Source organism: Variovorax sp. J22R115 (assembly GCF_030317005.1).
Lineage (GTDB): Bacteria > Pseudomonadota > Gammaproteobacteria > Burkholderiales > Burkholderiaceae_C > Variovorax.
This window is the reverse complement of record NZ_JASZYM010000009.1, coordinates 278194-298752: the sequence shown is the minus strand read 5'-3', so window position 1 is coordinate 298752 and position 20559 is coordinate 278194. Positions and strand designations below refer to the sequence as shown.

At 64.7% G+C, this 20559-nt stretch carries 19 protein-coding genes and 1 tRNA gene; 11 read left to right on the top strand and 9 right to left on the bottom strand.

Annotation, left to right across the window (positions count from 1 at the left end):
- Nucleotides 1-344: 344 nt before the first annotated feature.
- The 5 genes from QTI04_RS18150 (at nucleotide 345) to QTI04_RS18130 (ending at nucleotide 3331) form a co-directional block, all read left to right on the top strand.
- Nucleotides 345-683, top strand: a complete 339-nt coding sequence (locus QTI04_RS18150) for a hypothetical protein (protein WP_286616846.1) — start codon at nucleotides 345-347, stop codon at nucleotides 681-683.
- Nucleotides 683-907, top strand: coding sequence for a hypothetical protein (locus tag QTI04_RS18145; protein ID WP_286616844.1), 225 nt, complete (start codon nucleotides 683-685; stop codon nucleotides 905-907). The genes QTI04_RS18150 and QTI04_RS18145 overlap by 1 nt, the downstream gene beginning before the upstream one ends.
- Before the next feature lie 87 nt (nucleotides 908-994).
- Nucleotides 995-1993: a hypothetical protein gene (locus QTI04_RS18140; protein WP_286616842.1), complete on the top strand. Its 999-nt coding sequence runs from the start codon at nucleotides 995-997 to the stop codon at nucleotides 1991-1993.
- Between the two features lie 540 nt (nucleotides 1994-2533).
- On the top strand, nucleotides 2534-2779 hold the full coding sequence (locus QTI04_RS18135; protein ID WP_286616841.1) for a hypothetical protein: 246 nt from the start codon (nucleotides 2534-2536) through the stop codon (nucleotides 2777-2779).
- Nucleotides 2780-2782: 3 nt separating this feature from the next.
- Nucleotides 2783-3331 carry a hypothetical protein gene (locus tag QTI04_RS18130; protein WP_286616840.1) on the top strand — a complete coding sequence of 183 codons (549 nt, stop codon included), beginning with the start codon at nucleotides 2783-2785 and terminating at the stop codon, nucleotides 3329-3331.
- Between the two features lie 142 nt (nucleotides 3332-3473).
- Here QTI04_RS18130 and QTI04_RS18125 read toward each other — a convergent pair whose 3' ends face one another.
- Nucleotides 3474-4463, bottom strand: a complete 990-nt coding sequence (locus QTI04_RS18125) for a hypothetical protein (RefSeq protein WP_286616839.1) — start codon at nucleotides 4461-4463, stop codon at nucleotides 3474-3476.
- Nucleotides 4464-4904: 441 nt separating this feature from the next.
- Here QTI04_RS18125 and QTI04_RS18120 point away from each other — a divergent pair, with 441 nt between their 5' ends.
- Nucleotides 4905-5222, top strand: coding sequence for a hypothetical protein (locus QTI04_RS18120; protein WP_286616838.1), 318 nt, complete (start codon nucleotides 4905-4907; stop codon nucleotides 5220-5222).
- 49 nt (nucleotides 5223-5271) lie between these two features.
- On the opposite strand, the gene QTI04_RS18115 is transcribed toward QTI04_RS18120, so the two are convergent.
- From QTI04_RS18115 to QTI04_RS18105, 3 genes are all read right to left on the bottom strand, one after another.
- Entirely contained in the window at nucleotides 5272-5580 is a 309-nt protein-coding gene (locus tag QTI04_RS18115; protein WP_286616836.1) for a hypothetical protein, read from the bottom strand.
- 63 nt (nucleotides 5581-5643) lie between these two features.
- Nucleotides 5644-6726 (bottom strand): site-specific integrase, encoded by a 1083-nt coding sequence (locus QTI04_RS18110; protein ID WP_286616835.1) that lies wholly within the window; start codon nucleotides 6724-6726, stop codon nucleotides 5644-5646.
- 85 nt (nucleotides 6727-6811) lie between these two features.
- A tRNA-Ala gene (locus tag QTI04_RS18105) sits at nucleotides 6812-6887 on the bottom strand.
- A 94-nt stretch (nucleotides 6888-6981) separates the two neighbouring features.
- Between QTI04_RS18105 and QTI04_RS18100 the strand changes: the two genes are divergently transcribed.
- Nucleotides 6982-7848, top strand: coding sequence for an alpha/beta hydrolase (locus tag QTI04_RS18100; protein WP_286616833.1), 867 nt, complete (start codon nucleotides 6982-6984; stop codon nucleotides 7846-7848).
- 15 nt (nucleotides 7849-7863) lie between these two features.
- On the opposite strand, the gene QTI04_RS18095 is transcribed toward QTI04_RS18100, so the two are convergent.
- Nucleotides 7864-8841 carry a GMP reductase gene (locus QTI04_RS18095; protein ID WP_286616832.1) on the bottom strand — a complete coding sequence of 326 codons (978 nt, stop codon included), beginning with the start codon at nucleotides 8839-8841 and terminating at the stop codon, nucleotides 7864-7866.
- Between the two features lie 241 nt (nucleotides 8842-9082).
- Here QTI04_RS18095 and QTI04_RS18090 point away from each other — a divergent pair, with 241 nt between their 5' ends.
- Complete coding sequence (locus QTI04_RS18090; RefSeq protein WP_286616831.1) at nucleotides 9083-11455, top strand: UvrD-helicase domain-containing protein; 2373 nt, start codon at nucleotides 9083-9085, stop codon at nucleotides 11453-11455.
- Nucleotides 11456-11578: 123 nt separating this feature from the next.
- On the opposite strand, the gene QTI04_RS18085 is transcribed toward QTI04_RS18090, so the two are convergent.
- The 3 genes from QTI04_RS18085 to QTI04_RS18075 are packed head-to-tail and all read right to left on the bottom strand — an operon-like array spanning nucleotide 11579 to nucleotide 13811.
- Complete coding sequence (locus QTI04_RS18085; RefSeq protein ID WP_286616830.1) at nucleotides 11579-12373, bottom strand: BPSS1780 family membrane protein; 795 nt, start codon at nucleotides 12371-12373, stop codon at nucleotides 11579-11581.
- A 9-nt stretch (nucleotides 12374-12382) separates the two neighbouring features.
- On the bottom strand, nucleotides 12383-13426 hold the full coding sequence (locus tag QTI04_RS18080; RefSeq protein WP_286616829.1) for a homoserine kinase: 1044 nt from the start codon (nucleotides 13424-13426) through the stop codon (nucleotides 12383-12385).
- Between the two features lie 7 nt (nucleotides 13427-13433).
- Nucleotides 13434-13811 (bottom strand): hypothetical protein, encoded by a 378-nt coding sequence (locus QTI04_RS18075; protein WP_286599639.1) that lies wholly within the window; start codon nucleotides 13809-13811, stop codon nucleotides 13434-13436.
- A gap of 97 nt (nucleotides 13812-13908) precedes the next feature.
- On the opposite strand from QTI04_RS18075, the gene polA reads away from it, so the two are divergent.
- The 3 genes from polA (at nucleotide 13909) to QTI04_RS18060 (ending at nucleotide 19073) form a co-directional block, all read left to right on the top strand.
- A complete protein-coding gene (polA, locus tag QTI04_RS18070) occupies nucleotides 13909-16701 on the top strand; it encodes a DNA polymerase I (RefSeq protein ID WP_286616828.1) in 2793 nt (930 codons plus the stop codon).
- Between the two features lie 140 nt (nucleotides 16702-16841).
- On the top strand, nucleotides 16842-18143 hold the full coding sequence (locus QTI04_RS18065) for a M20/M25/M40 family metallo-hydrolase (protein ID WP_286616827.1): 1302 nt from the start codon (nucleotides 16842-16844) through the stop codon (nucleotides 18141-18143).
- Between the two features lie 27 nt (nucleotides 18144-18170).
- Nucleotides 18171-19073, top strand: coding sequence for a LysR family transcriptional regulator (locus QTI04_RS18060; protein ID WP_286616826.1), 903 nt, complete (start codon nucleotides 18171-18173; stop codon nucleotides 19071-19073).
- A gap of 219 nt (nucleotides 19074-19292) precedes the next feature.
- Here the strand turns inward: QTI04_RS18060 and QTI04_RS18055 are convergent, their stop codons facing one another.
- On the bottom strand, nucleotides 19293-20528 hold the full coding sequence (locus QTI04_RS18055; RefSeq protein WP_286616825.1) for a D-amino acid dehydrogenase: 1236 nt from the start codon (nucleotides 20526-20528) through the stop codon (nucleotides 19293-19295).
- Nucleotides 20529-20559 lie beyond the last annotated feature (31 nt).

Here is a 20559-nt window from a genome sequence, read left to right as displayed (position 1 = left end):
GCCCAACTCCGACAACCACTCTGACATCACGTTCCCATGTTGCTGTACATGGGAACGTAGCTTCATGGTCCATGGCGGCCGCCGCAAGGACGTGGTTTATTGAGCGCTTACCAACTTTCGCCGCATAGACCGCGCGCGCGCCACGATCGCGCAACTGCAATCGATCATTGATCGCCGCCTCTCCCTCCTGGGATGGTTCGGCGTCGTCGTCCTGACCAGCCTCGCGAGGCCCGCATGACCCGACGGCTCCTGATGGCCGCGCTGGTCGCGGCCAGCGCAGCCACGTCCGGCTGCGCCCAGCAAAACGCCGCGGTCGGCGGCGCGAACGTCACGAGAGAACTCGGATGAAGCGCCTTGCAATCCTCGCGGCACTCGCCGCGCTCGCGCTGCCCTCGATGGCCGAGACGCTGCTGACGACCCCGAACAAGGCCGGCGGGCTGATCCGGCTCACAGACTCGAAGGGCGACCTCTGCCGCACTGGCGAACTGCAAGCCTATTCGACCGACAAGAAAGAGGGCGGCTCTGCCTTCTTCGGATGCTGGCGGCTCGATGAAGGCGACGCGATGGTCTTCATCCGCTGGTCGAGCGGCCGGGATCTCGCGCTGCCGCTTGGTGCCTTCGAGATGACGCCCGCTGTGATCGAGCGCGTCAAGGCGCTCGACAAGTCCAAGGAGGGCACGTAATGCCCGCCCCAACCGAATGGCAGAGCGCCGACCATCCGACCGTGCCGGGCTTCTACTGCCTGCGCCGATTCCCGCACGCCCACCGCATCGAGTACTTCGGCAATCGCATGAGCGCCGAGCCGCCGATCGAGGCGTTCCTGACGCAAGAGCAGGCGCTGCGCGTTGCCGAGTACGTCAAGAGCCGGCGCGGCGCAGTCGACAACGACCGCGATCTGGACCTCTGAGGCTCCCGGCACTTGCCGCAGCCAGTGCCCGGGCGGCTATGGCCGGGGGTTCCCCTAATTCTGAAAAACCTAATCTGAAAGCCTAATATGCAACACACAAGACCATTGATTGCGAGCGCGATCCTGATGACGCTCGCCGCCTGCGGCGGAGGAGGCTCTGGAGGCTTCGTGCCGGCTCCCGCGCCCTCACCCTCGGCAGCAGCGCCCGCGCCCGCTGTGGAAGCTCCTGCGCCCGCGCCGAGCAACGAGATCACGCCCCCGCCGCCGCCGCCCGGATCGGAGACCGAAGCGCCAGCACCCGCGCCAGCACCCGCGCCAGCACCGGCACCGGCACCGGCACCGAAGGCATGGAAAGATGCCGACTGCTCGCGCGGTCAAGCGAGTCTGCCGGCCTGCTCGATGGACTTCTCGGACAACCATGCATTCGTCGCGGCAACGGACGGCGCTGCGGGGCCACCTTGGGAAAGTAGCGGCGAGCTGGCCGTGAAGCTGACGACCTTCTACAGCGACAAACCCGCCGATGCACCGAGCGCGAACAACGCCGTGACGGGCAACAAGGCCGTCTATGGGCTCTCGTTCCTGCACAAGCTCAAGCTCTCGGAATACCCGGGGATCTCGTTCGAGGCGAAGCTCTTTGCAGCCGATACGCCGCTTTGGGCCAACAGCACGCCGACCGCCGTCGATGACCTCTACGTGACGACCACGATCAGCCCGAACTGCAATGGCCTGTCCTATGTGAATCTGATCACGAGGCTCCGGGAGATGGACGGGGTCGCGACGACGGACGGCTTCACGCGCTACACGGCCACGCCGAGCGAGGTCAAGTGGTATCGCACCGGGACCAAGCCCTACCCGACGAACGGGACGGTCCTGCTCAATGGCGCGAACGGGACCGGCGGCGGCGCGATGTCGCTCGATGCGCTAATCGCAGCCTACCCCGACGCGTGCATCTGGAACTTCCCGAATCCCAAGGCGTCCGCTGGCATGACCCCCGCGCTCGACTTCAATCTCGGCGACTCGACGACGCTCACCTTCAAGAGCGCATTGATCAAGTCGATCAGGATCGGCGACAAGTCCGTCTTCTGACCATGGCGCGCCGGCTCCTGATCCTCGCAGTCCTGCTGCTCGCGGCGGCCTGCGCTGTCGTGGTCTGGCTGGATCCCCGGCCCTTCTGACGGGTCGGGTTTGAAGAGGCCACCCGGGCTCGCTCGGGTGGCTTTTTTCCGTTGCGGGCCGACGCCCAAGTGAAAGACTTGCGAATGGCAGCGAGAGTTGCGTCCTGTCGCTAGTTGCCCGCCCGCCCGCTGCCAACCTCGCAGAACCAGACCTGTGCCATCCACTGGCGGCCCTCCTGCTCGATGCCCGCAAAGGCGAACGTGTCGTTAAAGCAGGACTTTAGAGTTGGCCTGTACAACACGCCAAAGGGGGGCGGGTTGTGCCCAGGCGTGCTCTGGCATAGATAAAGTCGCTCGCGCTCGAACTGCAGCATTCCGCGTACCCACTCCTGGGCGTGGAAATCGACGTCGGGCAACTCCACCCCATGTCGAAAGCGTCGCTTCATCCTGACTCGCATAGGTGAAATTATGCTGTATGAATATCCAGTAGCGATAACATCAAAATGGCGAAATGAGCCATCTGCGTCACATCTCCGTCTACGTCGACGAGCCTGATCCCGGGCAGTACTTCTGGGTGCTGCACGAAAGCACCGAGGACGCTTCGGTGTGGGTCGACGTCCAGTCCAGCGAGCTGTCATTCGCGTCGTGGACCGAAGCCTTCGAGGCCGGTACGGTTGCGCTCTACCGCTTGGCAACTGACGAGCGCATCGGTCCTCGCTCGCCGGGCGAGGACGAAGACGCGGCACCGGTGGGCTGACGCATGGGGACCGAAGCACTGCGAGGCGAGGATCGATTGCATTGGTTGCTTGGGCGTCTGGTCCACGCTTATGCGCGGCTAGACCTCAATATAGGCTTGCAACTGAAATGGCTCGGGCCTTACCGAGGTGTCGAAGTCGAAGACCTGCTATCTGCAAGCGAGCCTTTCAGAAAGCGCGTGAGAAAGCTCCGACCGCTGGTGTTCGAGACATGGGGACACAGCAAATTGGCGGCACGAGAAGCGTTCGAGAAGTGGTTCGAGCGTGTCGAACGCGCTCGGGCCTTGCGCAACGACTATGCGCATGGCCGCTGGGGCCGGGTCAGCATGCGCGAGCCGGACCTGTTCGCGTTCGTTGGACTGTCATGGGAGTTTGATCCTGACAAGATTGCGCCAGAGGTGCGGATCACCTTGGGCGAGCTCGAGGCTCAGGTCAAGGAGATTGAGGCGCTGTCGCGCGACTTCCTGCGATTGCAGAAGAAATTTGAAGCGGAGGGTCGCTGGTCAAAGGCATGGGAAGACGAGCACTCCAGGAAGACGAGCGCAGGAGGCTAGTCCGTTGCAGCGATCTCGTGTCGAGGCCCTTGCGCTTGCGAAGTGCTCCGCCCGCCTGAGGCGAACCTCAATGGGGTCCTGCACGCGCTACTCGGCCGCCGCCGACCCATCCGACAACGCCGGACCGTTCGGACAGCTACGGCTATTCGGTCTTTCCGGGCTTCTTCCCTTTTTCTACAAGCTTGCCGAAACGCTCCATGAGATCTAGTACGGCCGCAGGATCAACCGCCTTGTCGTCGACTCGCGATCCTGATGATGCCTTCTCCGATGTAGTCAGCAGATCTTTGGCGAGAGTGCCTCTCACAGCGTGATCCGGGGCGGCCCATGCGGCGTCGACGGCAACTTGTTGCAGTGCCAAACGTGTCAGGTCGTTTTGATAGGTGTGAATTTCGCCGAGAGTTGCTCTATATAGTCTTAAGAAGAAGAACGAGAACACCTCGACAAAGACGACGACTGTCACCCTGGGCACGTAATGAGACAGCAAAGCAGTCAGATCAACGAATTGGCGTTCATGCCAAAGGACCATGTAGGCCAACAAAAGAATTGCGACGCCAGTCGTTAAGACGCCGAATACTAAGTTCAGGCGTGCGCGTCGTCCCAGTACTTCTACTTCACGGTACATGCGCTGCTGCGCCTGCAAGAACGCTGATCTGATCTGTTGCTCGCGGGCGTTCGCCAAAAGTGTTGGTTCAAACTGCTTTACGAGCGAATCAGCAACTGAAGCCGATAGCGACTCGCGCAGTTCTTGGATTATTCCTTCTCGATTGCCCACTAAGGCGGCCACGTCGGCATTGGAGCGTTCTGTCCAATGAAGCTCCAAGAGAGCCAAGCGATGATTTAGCGCCACCAGGTCGTCGAACACCCTACCGGGACGGCTCGCTTCAATGGTTTCGGCGGGGCCCTTCAAGTAATCTGAGAGAGCGAGCGAAATTGCGAAACCCCACAAGACTGTCGCAAGTCCAATCGGGGGAATGTCATATGGTCTGCCAAAAAAGACGGATAAGTCCGGCCTGACGACGAGGACGACAAACCCCAGAATGGCAACAAAAACTGCAACAACTAGCGGGCGCCGTTGTCGTGCTAAAAAAAGTAGGTACGCTGCGATGCGATTAGGTTTTTCTTGGTCTTGCATCCGTTCATTGTCGTCTCCCTGGCTTCGATCGCTACTCCGGTCCGGGTTCGCCACCGCTCCGCCAGTGCAAACTGCGAGGCGGGTGCCGCGCTATAGAGACATGAGAGAGAGGGCCGCCGTTGTATCCGCGGACTTCGCCTTGGGCGGGGCGAACTTCACGGCCGGTAGCCGTCCCCTTGACTGGCCTCGGCGCCGAGGCGTACAAAGGCGCGGTAGTTCGTTCGATGCCGCCATGCTGCTGCATCGATGCCGATGACGCTCACCACCTTTGGGCGCCCCCATCACAAGGAACTCGTCTCCGTTCGGGCCCGCTGGCGCACCGAAGGAGATCCCAGGCGCGGCAAGGTAAGGCAGGCATATGCACGCGCGCGAAATGCGCGCCATCGCTTTCGCGCGTGCGCTGATTTCCTTCAACCTTATCTTTGCAAAGGAGGTCTCACCATGGACCCCGATCTTTCCGGTTATCTGATCGCACGGGCTTTCGCGCGAGGGCAACGCTGGACGCGTACTGGCATCGGAGGCCCGCGCGTCCGGAGCATGCGTAAGGTGCTGGCCTTGCGCCGCCTTGCCGTGCTGGAGTTCCGCTCGGAGGACGGCGAGGAGGTCGCCGCGCAGTTTGTCCGGGCTATACGAGGCGAGGCCTCGGTGACGCGACGGCAGGCCCGCAACACCTATGGGCAGGCGCTCGGTACGCGCTTGCCATGGGCGCGCGAGATCGAAGCTTTCGTGGATGGCGTGCGCCACGAAATGCGGCAGTAGTTGCAACGGGGCCGGGGCGTTTCCCGGCCCGGCCACAGCCGCGTGGTCATCAATGGTGTGTCCCGGTCGCCTCCGCTGCGTTTGCGGCCCGCGCCACTAGTGACGCTGCGCGCTCCTCGCCGCCTCGGCCGACGAGATCACCGCTGCCACCGATCGCATCGGAGGCGCCTGCCATCGACCGGAGCATGCCGCTCACGACGTCGCTCGCCAACGACGCCTCGTCGGATCCGACACCGGCGTCTTCGAGAGCATCGCCGAGTCTTCCAAGGAGCGTGCTAAAGATCGAGCCTGCGGTCTGCTTGATGCCTTCTTGGTCAGCGGTTCGCCGCAGTTGCGCGGCAAGGTGGCTGGACAGCATGGCAGACCTCCGGGGGTATCACTCACACCGCGTCCATTGTGAACGGGGCGGAGCGAATCGCACTCATCCCAGTCGGACCAGCGGCGAACTCTGTATGACATCCGCCTTGCTATCTACATTGTGGTGCGCGTAGCGGCGCGCCATTTCGAGTCCCCGGTGGCCGAGGATCGCCGAGATCTCATGATCCTTCTTGCCCGAGCGCGCGAGCACGGTGCCCGTCGTGTGGCGCAAGTCATGCAGACGGTGCCCCTCCAGACCGCACGCTGCTAGCAGGCGCTGGAAGGGCTTGTTGATCGTGAAGGGCTGGCCAGGCTTCTTCTTTGATTCGAACAGCAGGGCGCCTGGCTGCGGCGCGCCTGATCGACGGATCTCGTCCACCACTTGCTGCGACAGCACCATCGTCTTCACGTCGCCGTTCTTGGTGAGCCGTGCGGTGGCGGTGGCGGGCATCCGTTTCAGATCCAGATCGCTGCCGCGCAATTGCAGCAGTTCGCCGCGGCGCGCTCCGGTGGCGAGGGCCATCAGGACGTAGAGGTACATCTTTTCCCATGGTGCGATCTTGGCCTGCGCGAGCAGCGCGCGCTGCTCGTCCTCGCTAAACGAGCGGTCGCGCACGTTGTCCACCTCCAGCGAGGCCACCATGCGGGTCGGGGACATGAAGGATTGCGGCAGCAGCTTGCGCTTCTTGGCGTAGCCGTAGATCGTGCCGAGCACCGACTTGTAGCGGTTGATCGTGGCGGGGGCGCGCAGGCCCTGCGAGCGATAGACGGGCTCGCCCGTGTCGGGGTGTCGCCCCGAATAGCGCAGGATGGGTGACGCGGCCATCTCCTCGAGCACGGCCGCGACGTGGTCGCCCGTGATCTGCTCGAGGTTCATGTCGCCCATGCGCTCGACCCACATCGCGAGCGTGGATTGCAGGGCCGGGTCGCGGCCCGTGTAGGCCGCCAAGTAGGCGTCCACGGTGTCGGACAGGGTGTAGCTGCGGGTCTCGCGCGGCCTGAGCGTGACGACGCGCGCACCGTTTGCGCGGGGCGCCGCCGCGGGCTTGGCCGATGCGTCCGGCCGGACGGGCACTCCCCGGGAAAGGAATGCGGTGCTCTGCAAAGTGGCGCCGAAATCGACGGCGCCCGACTGGTTTTCCAGCATGGGTTTACTCCAAAGGTTGAACTACAAGAGCACCGCATTCGTGGTGCCTGCCTTTGTGACGTAAACCCGCGCCAGCATTGAAAAATGGTGGAGAGGAGGAGGATCGAACTCCCGACCTCCGCATTGCGAACGCGGCGCTCTCCCAGCTGAGCTACCCCCCCAACGCAAGGAGAATTCTAACCAGAACCCGGGACTCCGTGCAGCCTTGGCGGCGCATGCCAAGATGCGCGCCTCCCCAACTCCGGAGCAAGAAGAATGGTCTCGTACGATCCCGCCTGGCTGGACCGCATGTACAACAACCGGGCGCGCGTACCGGGTCATCCCGCGTACCTCGAACGCTGGGCGGCGGATTCCGCGTCACTTCGAGCCTCCCTGCCGTGCAGCGTGGACGTGCGCTACGGCGACGAGCCCGGCGAGACGCTCGACGTCTTTCCCGCGCCGGTGGCGGATGCGCCAGTGCTGGTGTTCGTCCATGGCGGCTATTGGCGCTCGCTCGACAAGAGCGATCATTCATTCATCGCCCGGGCGTTCAACGACCGCGGCGTGTGCGTCGTGGTACCCAACTACGCACTGTGCCCGGGCACACCCGAACGGCCGGTCGGCATCGCGGACATCGCGCTGCAGATGGTGCGCGCGCTCGAATGGACCTGGCGCAACGTCGCGTCCCACGGTGGCGATCCCTCGCGCATCACCGTGACCGGCCATTCGGCCGGCGGTCACCTCGCTGCGATGCTGCTGGCTTGCGACTGGAAGGCCGTGGCACCGGATCTGCCGGCGCAACTCGTTCGCAACGCGCTCTCGATTTCCGGCCTCTACGACTTGCGGCCGCTGCAGCATGCGCCCTTCATCGCGGATGCGATCCGGCTGAGCGATGCCGATGCACTGCGCCTGAGTCCGGCGCTCTGGCCGGCGCCGACGCGCGGCCGGCTCTACACGGTCGCTGGTGGCGAGGAGAGCGAGGAGTTCATCCGCCACAACACGCTGATCCGCGAGGTGTGGGGCCCCAAAGTGGTCCCCGTCTGCGAGGTGCTTCCGGGGCTCGACCACTTCGGCGTCGTGGATGCGCTGGCCGACCCCGGCCAGCGGCTGCACGGTCTCGCCGCGCAATTGGTCGACGCCTGAGGCGCGCCGGCGGCCTTACATCAGCAGGTGTTCGCCGGCGTTGTCACCACCCAGCGTGACATAGTTGACCTTGCGGATGTCCATGAGCTTGCGGCCGCCCGCGTAGCTGATGGAGCTCTGGATGTCCTGCTCCATCTCGACCAGCGTGTCGGCGAGCTTGCCCTTGATCGGTTCGAGGATGCGCTTGCCTTCGACATGCTTGTACTCGCCCTTGTTGAAGTCGCTGGCCGAGCCGTAGTACTCCTTGAAGAGCGTGCCGTCGACTTCCACGGTCTGTCCCGGCGATTCCTCGTGGCCTGCGAAGAGCGAACCGATCATCACCATCGATGCGCCGAAGCGGATGCTCTTGGCGATGTCGCCATGGTCGCGGATGCCGCCGTCGGCAATGATCGGCTTGGTCGCCACGCGGGCACACCACTTGAGCGCCGACAACTGCCAGCCGCCGGTGCCGAAGCCGGTCTTGAGCTTGGTGATGCAGACCTTGCCCGGGCCGATGCCGACCTTGGTGGCGTCCGCGCCCCAGTTCTCCAGGTCGATCACGGCCTCCGGCGTGCCGACGTTGCCCGCGATCACGAAGGTTTTGGGCAGCTTCTTCTTGAGGTACGCGATCATGTTCTTCACGGTGTCCGCATGGCCGTGTGCGATGTCGATCGTCACGTATTCGGGCGCCAGGCCGGCGTCGGCCAACTGATCGACCGTGTCGTAGTCCGGCTTCTTGACACCCAGCGAGATCGAGGCGAACGCACCCTTGGCGCGCATGTCCTTCACGAACTGCACGTTATCCAGGTCGAAGCGGTGCATGACGTAGAAGTAGCCGTTCTTCGCGAGCCAGGTGCAGATGGTCTCGTCGACCACCGTCTTCATGTTGGCGGGCACCGTCGGGATGCGGAAGCTGCGTCCGCCGAGGGTGACGCTGGCGTCGCACTCGGAGCGGCTTTCCACCACGCACTTGCGTGGCAGCAGAAGGATGTTGTCGTAGTCGAAGATTTGCATGAGATCCAAGCTCCTTGATAAGGTCGTCGCCGAAGGATTTCGGCGGCGATGGGGCGCTTGGCTTGGAGACCGGATCTGCGGGTGCGCCGTGGCGGCGCGACCGAACCCTGCTGTGCGCAGGCACAAAAAAACCGGACGTCAAGAAACTTGGGCCCGGTGACTGATTCTACCCGCCCGGCCCGGAAAGTGACTTCAGCCGCTTCGTATAACCCCCATACGCAGTGCTTTCTACAATCGACGGATGTTCACCGACCTCGCGGCTGCCGCAGATTCGCCGCTGCTTCAAAACCTCAACCCGGAGCAGCGTGCCGCCGTGACGCTCCCGGCCGGCAATGCACTCATCCTTGCGGGCGCCGGCTCGGGCAAGACACGGGTGTTGACCACCCGCATCGCATGGTTGCTGCAGACCGGCCAGGTATCACCCGGCGGCATCCTGGCTGTCACCTTCACCAACAAGGCCGCCAAGGAAATGATGACGCGGCTGGGCTCGATGCTGCCGGTCAACGTGCGGGGCATGTGGATCGGCACGTTCCACGGTCTGTGCAATCGTTTCCTGCGCGCGCACTGGAAGCTTGCCGGCCTGCCGTCCACCTTCCAGATCCTGGACACCCAGGATCAGCTCTCGGCCATCAAGCGGCTGATGAAGCAGTTCAACGTCGACGACGAGCGTTTTCCGGCCAAGCAGACGCAATGGTTCATTGCCGGCGCCAAGGAAGACGGCCTGCGCCCGCGCGACGTCGAGATCCGGAGCGACGACGACCGCAAGAAGGTCGAGCTCTACCAACTCTACGAGGAACAATGCCAGCGCGAAGGCGTGGTCGATTTCGGCGAGCTGATGCTGCGCAGCTACGAGTTGCTGCGCGACAACGATCCGGTTCGCGAGCACTACCAGCGGCGCTTCCGCCACATCCTCATTGACGAGTTCCAGGACACCAACCGGCTGCAGTACGCGTGGATCAAGATGCTCTCGGGCACGACGACTGACGGCCGCTTCGTGCCGGGCGACAACAGCGTGATCGCGGTCGGCGACGACGACCAGAGCATCTACGCCTTCCGCGGTGCCCGCGTGGGCAACATGGCCGACTTCGTGCGCGAGTTCGATGTTTCGCATCAGATCAAGCTGGAGCAGAACTACCGCAGCTACAGCAACATCCTCGATTCGGCGAACGAGCTGATCAGCCACAACAAGAAGCGTCTCGGCAAGAGCCTGCGCACCGACCAGGGCCCGGGCGAGCCCGTGCGCGTGTACGAGTCGACCAGCGATTTCGCCGAGGCGCAGTGGATGGTCGAGGAAATGCGGCAACTGGTGCGCGACGGGATCGACCGAAAGGAAATGGCCGTGCTCTACCGCAGCAATGCGCAGAGCCGGGTGATCGAAACGGCGCTTTTCATTGCGGCCGTGCCGTACCGCGTGTACGGTGGCTTGCGCTTCTTCGAGCGCGCCGAAATCAAGCACGCCTTGGCTTACCTGCGGCTGCTGGAGAACAAGGACGACGACACGAGTTTCCTTCGCATCGTCAACTTCCCGCCGCGAGGCATCGGTGCGCGCAGCATCGAGCAGCTCCAGGATGCGGCCCGTGCGGCCGGCCGGTCGCTGCACGACGCGGTGAGCGCGGTCGGCGGCAAGGCTGGCGGCAATCTCTCGGCCTTCGTCGCCAAGATCGACGTGCTGCGCGAGCAGACGCAGGGCATGTCGCTGCGCGAGATCATCGAACTGGTTCTCGACCACAGCGGCCTGGTCGAGCACTACAAGGCCGATCGCGAAGGAGCCGACCGCCTGGAGAACCTGGACGAACTGGTCAACGCCGCCGAGAGCTTTGTCACGCAGGAAGGCTTCGGCCGCGACGCGGTGGCGCTGCCCGTCGACGAACTGCGGCAATCACCCGCAAGCCAGGGTCTCGATCCCAATCGCCCCCTCGTCGACGAGGCGCTGGCCCCCGATGCGGAAACCGGCGAGACGCTGAGCCCGCTTGCGGCATTCCTCACGCACGCCGCGCTGGAGTCGGGCGACAACCAGGCACAGGCCGGCCAGGACGCCGTGCAGCTGATGACAGTGCACGCGGCCAAGGGTCTCGAATTCGATTGCGTGTTCATCACCGGCCTGGAGGAGGGCCTGTTCCCGCACGAGAACTCGATGAGCGACCACGAAAGCCTCGAGGAAGAACGCCGGCTGATGTACGTGGCCATCACGCGCGCCCGCAAGCGCCTGTACCTGAGCCACTCGCAGACGCGAATGCTGCACGGCCAGACCCGCAACAACGTCAAGAGCCGCTTTTTCGAGGAACTGCCGGAAAGCGCGCTCAAGTGGTTGACTCCCAAGAACCAGGGATTCACCCCGTCGGCCTTCGGCTACGGCGGCGGCTATGCCACCACGCGCGGCGGCGGGGGCGGCTACAGCAGCAAGGAAACTTTCGCCAGCCCGCCCGTGCCCCCGCAGAAGACCGCACCCTCGCACGGCTTGCGTTCAGGCATGCAGGTGTTCCACAACAAGTTCGGCGAGGGCACCGTGACTGCGCTGGAAGGCAGCGGCGACGACGCCCGCGCGCAAGTGAATTTCCCGCGCCACGGTGTCAAGTGGCTGGCCCTCTCGGTCGCGAAGCTGACGCCGGTCTAGCCGATCCCGGGCCGGCGTAGCCAGCCCCATTGGTGAAACACGGCGGAGCCGGCTTCGCCGGGCCGCCCGTGGTGGCCCCCTGAAAGGGGGTGCCCGAGCCACACGAAGTGGGCGAGGCTGGGGTTACTCCTGGAAACTATCGCGGAACGTGAACCAGGTGCTCGTGAAGAACATGGCGGCCATCACCAGCGCGCCGCCGATCATGACAGCGCCACCCGCGGCCGAAGCGCCTTCCCCGATGCCCATCGCGCCGACCGCAACCAGCAGCGTCGCCAGCAGGCTCAGCACGATGCCGGCGCCAATGAAGACGCCGACCCAGACCAGGCCGAACACGGTAAGCGCGCCGAAGTTCTTGAAGCAGGCGACAAAGCTGAAGAACAGGCTCTTGGCCGGCGGCACGCGATGCCAATGCACCAGCGCCGGCGCATGCCAGAAAGCCAGCGACAACGGCAGGTACAGGCCCATCGCGATCCAGAGCGCGATCTGGAATTCGGTGGTCTCGGCCAGCTCGCGGGTGAGCGGGCCGCCGAGCAGATAGACACGGGCGAACTGGCCGCCATCGGCCAGCGCGGAGATCGCCATGACGCCGAGGAACAGCGCCGCATAGAGCGCACCCAGCACCGCCATGGGCCGCACGTCCGTCCGGATGGCATTCAGCGCGGCCATGAACACCGCTCCCGCCGGCGGCTTTTCCGGCCCCGCCGCCTGCGCGGCAGCTGCCATCAGGCCCAGCGTCATGGTGGGCAGCAGCATCAATGCGAAGGCTGCGCCGATCAGCGGCACCTGCGAGGCGATCGACACCATCGCCATGAAAAAGAAGAACAGCGAAATGAAGGCCAGCGGCTGTCGCGCGAAAGCCTGGAGGCCGGTACGGACCCACAGCACGCCGGTGCGCGCCGGCACGAGGTTGAGTTTCATCGGGTCAGGTCAGGCGGCCAGCGTTTCGGCGCCGCGGTCGAACTCGAAGCTCGCATGGGCACGTTCGCGCAGCACGCGTTCAAAGTGGGTCGGATCATGAGCCTTGAGCATGCTCGCCTCGCGCGGGAGGTGGTAGTCCCACAGCCTCGAAATCCAGAAGCGAAGCGCGGCGGCGCGCAGCATGGCGGGCAGCAAGGCACGCTCGGGGCCGGTCAGGGGGCGCACCGTGCCGTAGGCGGCGAGCAGGGCGTCGGCGCGCGCGGCATCGTGGCGGCCGCTTGCGAGATCGATGGCCCAGTCGTTCAGGCACACGGCCAAGTCGAAAAGCCAAGTGTCGGCGCCCGCGAAGTAGAAATCGAACACGCCGGTCAGCCGTGGCGCATCGGCGCTGGCGTGGGTGTCGAACATGGCGTTGTCCCGGAACAGATCGGCATGCACCGGGCCGCGCGGCAGGGCCGCGTAGGCGGAAGATTCGGCCACGTGGTTCTGGTAGGCCAGTTCGCTGCGCAGCAGCGCGGCTTGCGGGGCTTCCAGGTAGGGCAGGACCACGGGCACAGTGTCGTTCCACCAGGGCAGACCGCGCAGATTCGGCTGAATGCGGGGATAGTTGCGCGCCGCGAGATGCATCCGGGCCAGCAGGCGGCCCAGTTCGGCGCAATGGGCGGCCGTCGGCGCCAGTTCGCTCTTGCCTTTCAGGCGTTGCACGATGGCGGCCGGCTTGCCGGCCACGGTGTGCAGCAGTTCGCAAGGCGCGTTGCCCGGAATGGACAGCGGATGGCCAGTGGGCGGCGGGATTTCCGGGTCGGCCACCGGCCCGGGCACCGGGAGACCGCGTGCCGCGAGGTGCTTCATCAGGCAAAGGTAGTACGGGAGCTGATCGGCACCGAGTCGCTCGAACAGCGTCAGTACGAACTCGCCCGACTCCGTGGTCGCGAAATAGTTGGTGTTCTCGATGCCACCCTCGATGCCCCTCAGATCGGTGAGGGCACCCAGACCGAGCCGACGCACCAGTGCGTCGGCTTCGTCGAATCCGACTTCCGTGAAAACCGCCACTGCGCGCTCAGAACTTGAAGACGTTCCACCAGACCCGTGAACCGTTCTCGCCGGAACTCTGGTCGGATTGCCCTTGATTGCGCATGCGTTCGGTTTCGTTGGGCATCACTTGGTAGGACGGCCCGTTGGCGGGCTTCACGGTGATGCTTTCGGTCTGGCCGCCGACACGGAGTTCGTCGACCGTCGCGTTGCGGTCCTCGACGTGGATACGCTCGATCTTCTGGTTGTGGCGGCCTGCTGCCTTGTCCGGATCCGGCAGCGTCTGGGTGGGCGTCGAGCCCGGTGGCTGCGGATTCTGTGCAAGCACGGCGGCGCTCGGCGCGGCGCAGGCCAGCACCAGCGAAACAAGCCGGGTGCGGCGAACGTGGAGCGTGGAGGAGGACATGAAGAGATTGTAGGTCCGCGTTTCGCGCAGGGGTACTAGAAAGTGAGGAACTTTCGCGCTGCTCGGGGCCCCCGTCCCGGCACGGCAAAATGCCCCGATGACCGACAAGAAAACGCTGCTGCTCGTCGACGGATCGAGCTATCTCTACCGTGCCTTCCATGCGATGCCCGACCTTCGCGCCGTACCGGGGGACAGCAGCAGCCCCGCGACCGGCGCCATCCGAGGAATGATCAACATGATGCAGGCCCTGCGCCGCGAGGTGCGGGCCGACTACGCGGCCTGCATCTTCGATGCGCCGGGCAAGACCTTCCGCGACGACTGGTACCCCGACTACAAGGCGAACCGCTCGCCGATGCCCGACGACCTGCGCAGCCAGGTCGAGCCGATCCACCAGGTGGTCAGGATGCTCGGCTGGCCGGTGCTGTGCGTGCCCGATGTCGAGGCCGACGACGTGATCGGCACGCTCGCGCGCACGGCCGCCAGCCAAGGCATCGAGGTGATCGTGTCCAGCGGCGACAAGGACCTGAGCCAACTGGTGGACGAGCACATCACGATCATCGACACCATGAACGGCAAGAAGCGCGACGTGGCCGGCGTGACGGCCGAATTCGGCGTGCCGCCCAACCTGATGATCGACTACCAGACGCTGGTGGGCGATACGGTCGACAACGTTCCCGGCGTGGAAAAGGTCGGCCCCAAGACGGCCGCCAAATGGCTGCTCCAGTACGGCTCGCTCGACGATCTGATCGCGCATGCCGCCGAGGTCAAGGGCCAGGCCGGCGAGAACCTGCGCAAGGCGCTCGACTGGCTCCCGCAGGGCCGCAGGCTCGTGACCATCCGCACAGATTGCGACCTCGACGGGCACGTGGGCGGCCTGCCTGCGCTCGACGCGATCGCCATCGGCCCGCAGCAGATCGATGGGCTGAAGACCTTCTACGAACAGTACGGTTTCAAGAGCCTCGTGAAGACGCTGGAGGCGCACGAGGTGCAGCCCGAGCTGATCGAGGAAAACAAGAAGCGCAAGGGCCCGGAGGGCGGCACCGGCCTCTTCGACGACCCGAGTTTCGAAGCCGCATCCATGGCGACCAATCTGCTCTACGAGACCGTGATGACGTGGGACGCCTTCGATGCCTGGCTCGCGAAGCTCGAGGCCGCCGAGCTGGTGGCGATCGACACCGAAACGAGCTCGCTTGACGAGATGCGCGCCGAGATCGTCGGCCTGAGCTTCAGCGTGAAACCCGGTGAAGCCGCCTACATCCCGGTCGGCCACAACTATCCCGACGCGCCTGTCCAGTTGCCACGGGACGAGGTGCTCGCGAAGCTCAAGCCATGGCTGCAGAACGGTGCGAAAAAGAAGCTGGGTCAGCACGTCAAGTACGACCGCCATGTGTTCGCCAACCACGGCATCGAGGTGCAGGGCTATGCACACGACACCATGCTGCAGAGCTATGTGCTCGAAGTGCACAAGCCGCACGGGCTCGCCAGCCTGGCAGAGCGGCACCTCGGGCGCACCGGCATCGACTACGAAGACCTGTGCGGCAAGGGGGCGCACCAGATCCCGTTCAGCCAGGTGTCGATCGAAAAGGCGGCCGAGTATTCGTGCGAAGACTCCGATCAGACACTGGACGTGCACCGCGCGCTGTGGCCCCAACTCGAAGCGAACGAGAAGCTGCGATTCATCTACGAGCTGGAGATTGCATCGAGCGAAACGCTCTACCGCGTCGAGCGCAACGGCGTGTTGATCGATGCGCCCACGCTGTCCGCGCAGAGCAAAGAACTCGGCAAGCGCATCATGGCGCTGGAACAGGAGGCCTACGAACTCGCGGGCCAGCCGTTCAATCTCGGATCGCCCAAGCAGATCGGCGAAGTGTTCTTCACCAAGCTCGGCCTGCCGATCGTCAAGAAGACGCCGAGCGGCGCGCCGAGCACCGACGAAGAGGTGCTGGAAAAGCTCGCCGAAGACTTCCCGCTGCCCGCCAAGATCCTGGAACACCGGGGCCTGTCGAAGCTCAAGGGCACCTACACCGACAAGCTCGGCTTGCTGGCCAATCCGCGCAGCGGCCGCGTGCATACGCACTACGCACAAGCCGTGGCCGTGACGGGGCGGCTGTCGAGCAACGATCCGAACCTGCAGAACATCCCGATCCGTACCCCCGAAGGCCGCCGCGTGCGCGAAGCCTTCGTGGCGCCGGCCGGCAGCGTGATCGCGAGTTCGGACTACTCGCAGATCGAGTTGCGCATCATGGCCCACATCAGCGGCGACGAGTCGCTGCTGCGCGCCTTCACGGAAGGCATCGACGTGCACCGCGCGACGGCAGGCGAAGTCTTCGGCGTCGCGGTGGACCAGGTGTCGAACGAGCAGCGCCGCTATGCGAAGGTCATCAATTTCGGCCTGATCTACGGCATGAGCAGCTTCGGGCTCGCGCGCAACCTGGGCATCGAGACCAAGGCCGCCGCCTCGTATATCGAGCGCTACTTCGCGCGCTATCCGGGCGTGAAGCAGTACATGGACGAGACGAAGGCGCTCGCCAAGCAGAAGGGTTACGTGGAGACCGTCTTCGGCCGCCGCCTCTACCTGCCCGAGATCAACTCGCCGAACGGCCCGCGCCGCGGCGGTGCCGAACGCGCCGCGATCAACGCACCGATGCAGGGCACCGCGGCCGATCTCATCAAGCTCAGCATGGTCAAGGTGCAGGAGGTGCTCGACGCCGAGAAGCGCGGCACGAAGATGATCATGCAGGTGCATGACGAACTGGTGTTCGAAGTGCCTGAGGATGAGGTCGAGTGGGTGCGCACTGAGATTCCGCGGCTCATGGCCGGCGTGGCGGAGCTCAAGGTGCCGTTGCTGGCCGAGATCGGCTTTGGGCCCAATTGGGACAAAGCACACTAGCTGAGCTCGCCCCCAGGCTGCGCGCACTTCGTGTCGCTTCGCCTACCCCCTGACCGGGGGCAATACCGGCGGCCCGGCGGAGCCGGTTCCGCGGTATTTCTGGAATCTGTCTTTTGAATGTTGAGGAGAGTTTGGGACTCATGAACACTGCTATTGCCACGGGCCGAAAGGTCTTTTTGATTGCTGCGCTTGCGGCGGGTTGTGCTTGCGCTTTTGCTGCACCTGATCAGCGCATTGCTTCGCTTGCTGCGAAGGAGAAGCCGGCGTTGCTGGAGACGCTGAATCAGCTGGTGTCGATCGAATCCGGCAGTCGTGACCTTGAAGGTCTCGACAAGATTGCCAACCTGATCGCCGACAAGTTCAAGGCGCTCGGTGGACAGGTCGAGCTCATCGATCCTTCGGCCGATGCCTATCGGATGGAGGACACACCTGAGAAGATCGGGAAGGTGGTGCGCGCGACTTTCAGGGGAACGGGCACCAAGAAGATCATGCTGATCGCGCACATGGACACCGTGTACCAGATCGGCATGCTGAACAAGCAGCCCTTCCGCGTCGAGGGCGACAAGGCCTATGGCCTCGGGATTGCGGACGACAAGCAGGGGATCGCGGTCATCGCGCACACGATCGCGTTGCTGAAGGCGATGGACTTCAAGGAGTACGGCACGCTGACGGTGCTCATCAATGGCGACGAGGAAATCAGCTCTCCCGGCGCTCGCACGCTTATCACGCGCCTGGGCGGGGAGCACGATGTCGTGATGTCGTTCGAGGGCTCATCGGTCAAGGAAGACAAGCTCTCGCTCGCCACCGCGGGCATCGCCTCGGTGACGCTCAACGTGACGGGCAAGGCCTCCCATGCGGGCTCCGCGCCCGAACTCGGCGTGAATGCGCTGTACGAACTGTCGCACCAGATCCTGCAGATGCGCGACCTGTCCGATCCGGCGACGGGCCTGAAGATGAACTGGACCGTCTCCCGTTCGGGTTCCAACCGAAATGTGATTCCGGCGACAGCCACGGCGGGCGCTGACGTGCGGGTGCTGAAGGTCAGCGACTACGACCGCATCGAGCAGCAGATCCAGGAGCGCGTCAAGAAGCAACTCATTCCGCAGGCCAAGGTCGAGATGAAGTTCGAGCGCCGCCGCCCGCCACTGGAAGCCACGGATGCTTCGCGTGCACTGGCGCTCCACGCGCAGCAGATCTACAAGCAACTCGGCAAGGAACTGGGTGCGGACGACAAGGTTGCCGGCGGCGGTACCGATGCCGCCTTCGCCGCGCTCAAGACCCATGCGGCCGTGGTCGAGCGCTTCGGGCTGCAGGGCTTTGGCGCGCATTCTGCCGACGCCGAGTACGTGCTGGTGGACTCCATCGAGCCGCGTCTCTACCTCGCGGCGCAGCTCATCATGGACATCTCGCGTGGCAAGGTGTCGGCGCGGCCGGCTCCCTGAGGCAACGGCGGTCCAACTCCTTCTGCGATGCGCCTTCGCCACATCGAGGTCTTCAACGCCATCATGCTCACGGGGAGCGTGAGCGCGGCGGCGCGGCTCATCAACATCACGCAGCCGGCGGTCAGCCGGACCTTGCAGCATGCGGAGATCCAGCTCGGGTTCTCGCTGTTCCAGCGTGCCAAGGGGCGGCTGACGCCGACCACCGAGGCGCTGGCGCTGTATCCGCACATCGAGCGGCTGTTCGCGCAACTCGACGAAGTGCAGAGGCTTGCAGCCAATCTGCGAATGGGAAGCGATGCGGGGGAGTTGCGCATCCTCTCTGTACTGGCGCTGAGCTATGAGGTACTGCCGCGCGCGCTCAAGCGTTTTCGGGGGGAGCATCCGGGCATCGCAGTGACAGTCGAGTCGCTGCATTCGCCGCAGATCATGTCGGCGCTGCTGCTGCAGGAGGCGGATGTCGGTTTCGCGTTCAGTACGGCAGTGCACCCGTCACTCACCCAGGAGTCGGTTGCCGACAGCCGCATGGTGTGCATCGCGCCCAAGGGAATGCTGTCGCGCGCGCTGTTGCGCAATGGATCGGTGGCGCTGCACGACCTGGTGAACTTGCCGGTAGTGGGGCTGGACAGCCGCGATCCGGTCGGGACCAGCCTGAGCCAGGCCTGCCGGCAGGCCGGGGTTGGATTTCAGCAGGCGGTGGTGACCGTGCAGACGTACCATGCGGCGCTGGCGATGGCACACCACGGACTGGGCGTTGCGCTGGTCGATGGGTGTACTGCGAATTCTGCGGATCGCGACAAGGTGGATGTGCTGACGCTGGAGCCGCACATTCCCGTGCCGATTCGTGCGCTGCGATTTGCCGGGAGGCCGGATTCAGTGGCCGTGCGGAGCATCACGCGGTTCATGCGGGAGGCTATTGAAGAGATGAGTTGATGGGTTGGGGGTGGCGTCGTCGGGCGGTGTGCCCTGTGCCGGCCGACGACGCCGGCTGTGATTTGCGCGCAGGAAAAAGACGTTAGACGCGTACATGACCGTCGCACACCCCTGAGCCCGGTAGGTGGTGCGGGCTGGGCGACCCTTCTACGCCGCCGAAGCGAGCACTGCAGGGCAGCCCGAAGGGCCGGTGCAGCGGGGTCGACCGGCCCGCACCGCCTACCGGGCGCCCGCCCCAACGGCAACGCCATCGAGCTCGCGCGCCACCCTCTGCGCCGACCCAAAAGCCAGCGTGAAGCCCAACGCCCCATGCCCGGTATTGAAGAGCATGTTGTCGGGAGCAGCACCAAGCCGACCGACGATGGGCACTCCCGTCGGCGTAGCCGGCCGCATTCCCGTCCAGGGATGCAATTCATCCAGACGACTGGCATCCGGAAACACGGCGCGCGTAGCCTCCGCCAGCGTCTCGATGCGCGTGGCCGGGATGCTCGCATCGTGCCCGACCAGTTCGGCCATGCCCGCCACCCGCAGCCGCGATCCGATGCGGGCAAACACCACCTTGCGAGCACTGTCCGTGACGTTCACCTGAGGCGCGGCGCCCGGCGTCGGATCGACATCGACCGTGATGCTGTAGCCCTTGAGCGGATAGACCGGCAAATAGGCGCCCAACCGACGCCCGAGTCGGTGCGAAGCCGAGCCCAATGCCATCACGAAGGCATCCCCTTCCACGTCGCCCGCTGCGGTCTGCACTGCCGCGACCCGGCCGCCGCGCACGTCGAAGCCATGGATCTCCGTATCGAGCATGAAGCGCGCACCTCGCGCGCGCAGGGCATTCAACAGCTCCGTGCACACCTTGAGACAGTCCGCGGCGCACTCGCTCGGCGTGTGGATCGCGCCGGCCATCTGCCCGCGGTAACTGGCCAGCGCCGGTTCGAGTGCGACGCATTCATCAGGGGTGACCAGGCGCTGTTCGCTGCCCAGCGTGCGCTGCAGTTCGAGCTGCCGGCGCGCGCCTTCGAGCGACGATGCGCTGGCATAGAGAACCAGCTTGCCTGTCGCCGAAAAGTCGCAATCGGGCGAAATGTCCGCACGCATTTCCTCGAACGCGGCACGGCTCTGCGCGGCCATGGCGAGAAGGCGAGCCGTGGTGTCGCGCGAGGTCTCCGCATTGCAGGCCGCCAGAAAGGCCATGCCCCAGCGCCACTGCAGCGGATCGAGCTGCGGTCGCAGCTTGAGTGGGGAGGAGGGCGAGAGCAGCAGCTTGGGCAACTGCTTCCAGATCGCCGGATCCGCCAGCGGCTGCACGTAGGAATAGCTCAGCTGAGCACCGTTGCCGCCGCTCGCGCCGGCGCCCGGGGCGGCGCGGTCGATCACGCTCACCTCGTGGCCGTCGCGGTTCAGCTGCCACGCGGTGGCCAAGCCCACGATGCCGGCACCCAGCACGCACACGCGCATGGCGCTTCCTCTTCTGAAGTTCGAATGCGCC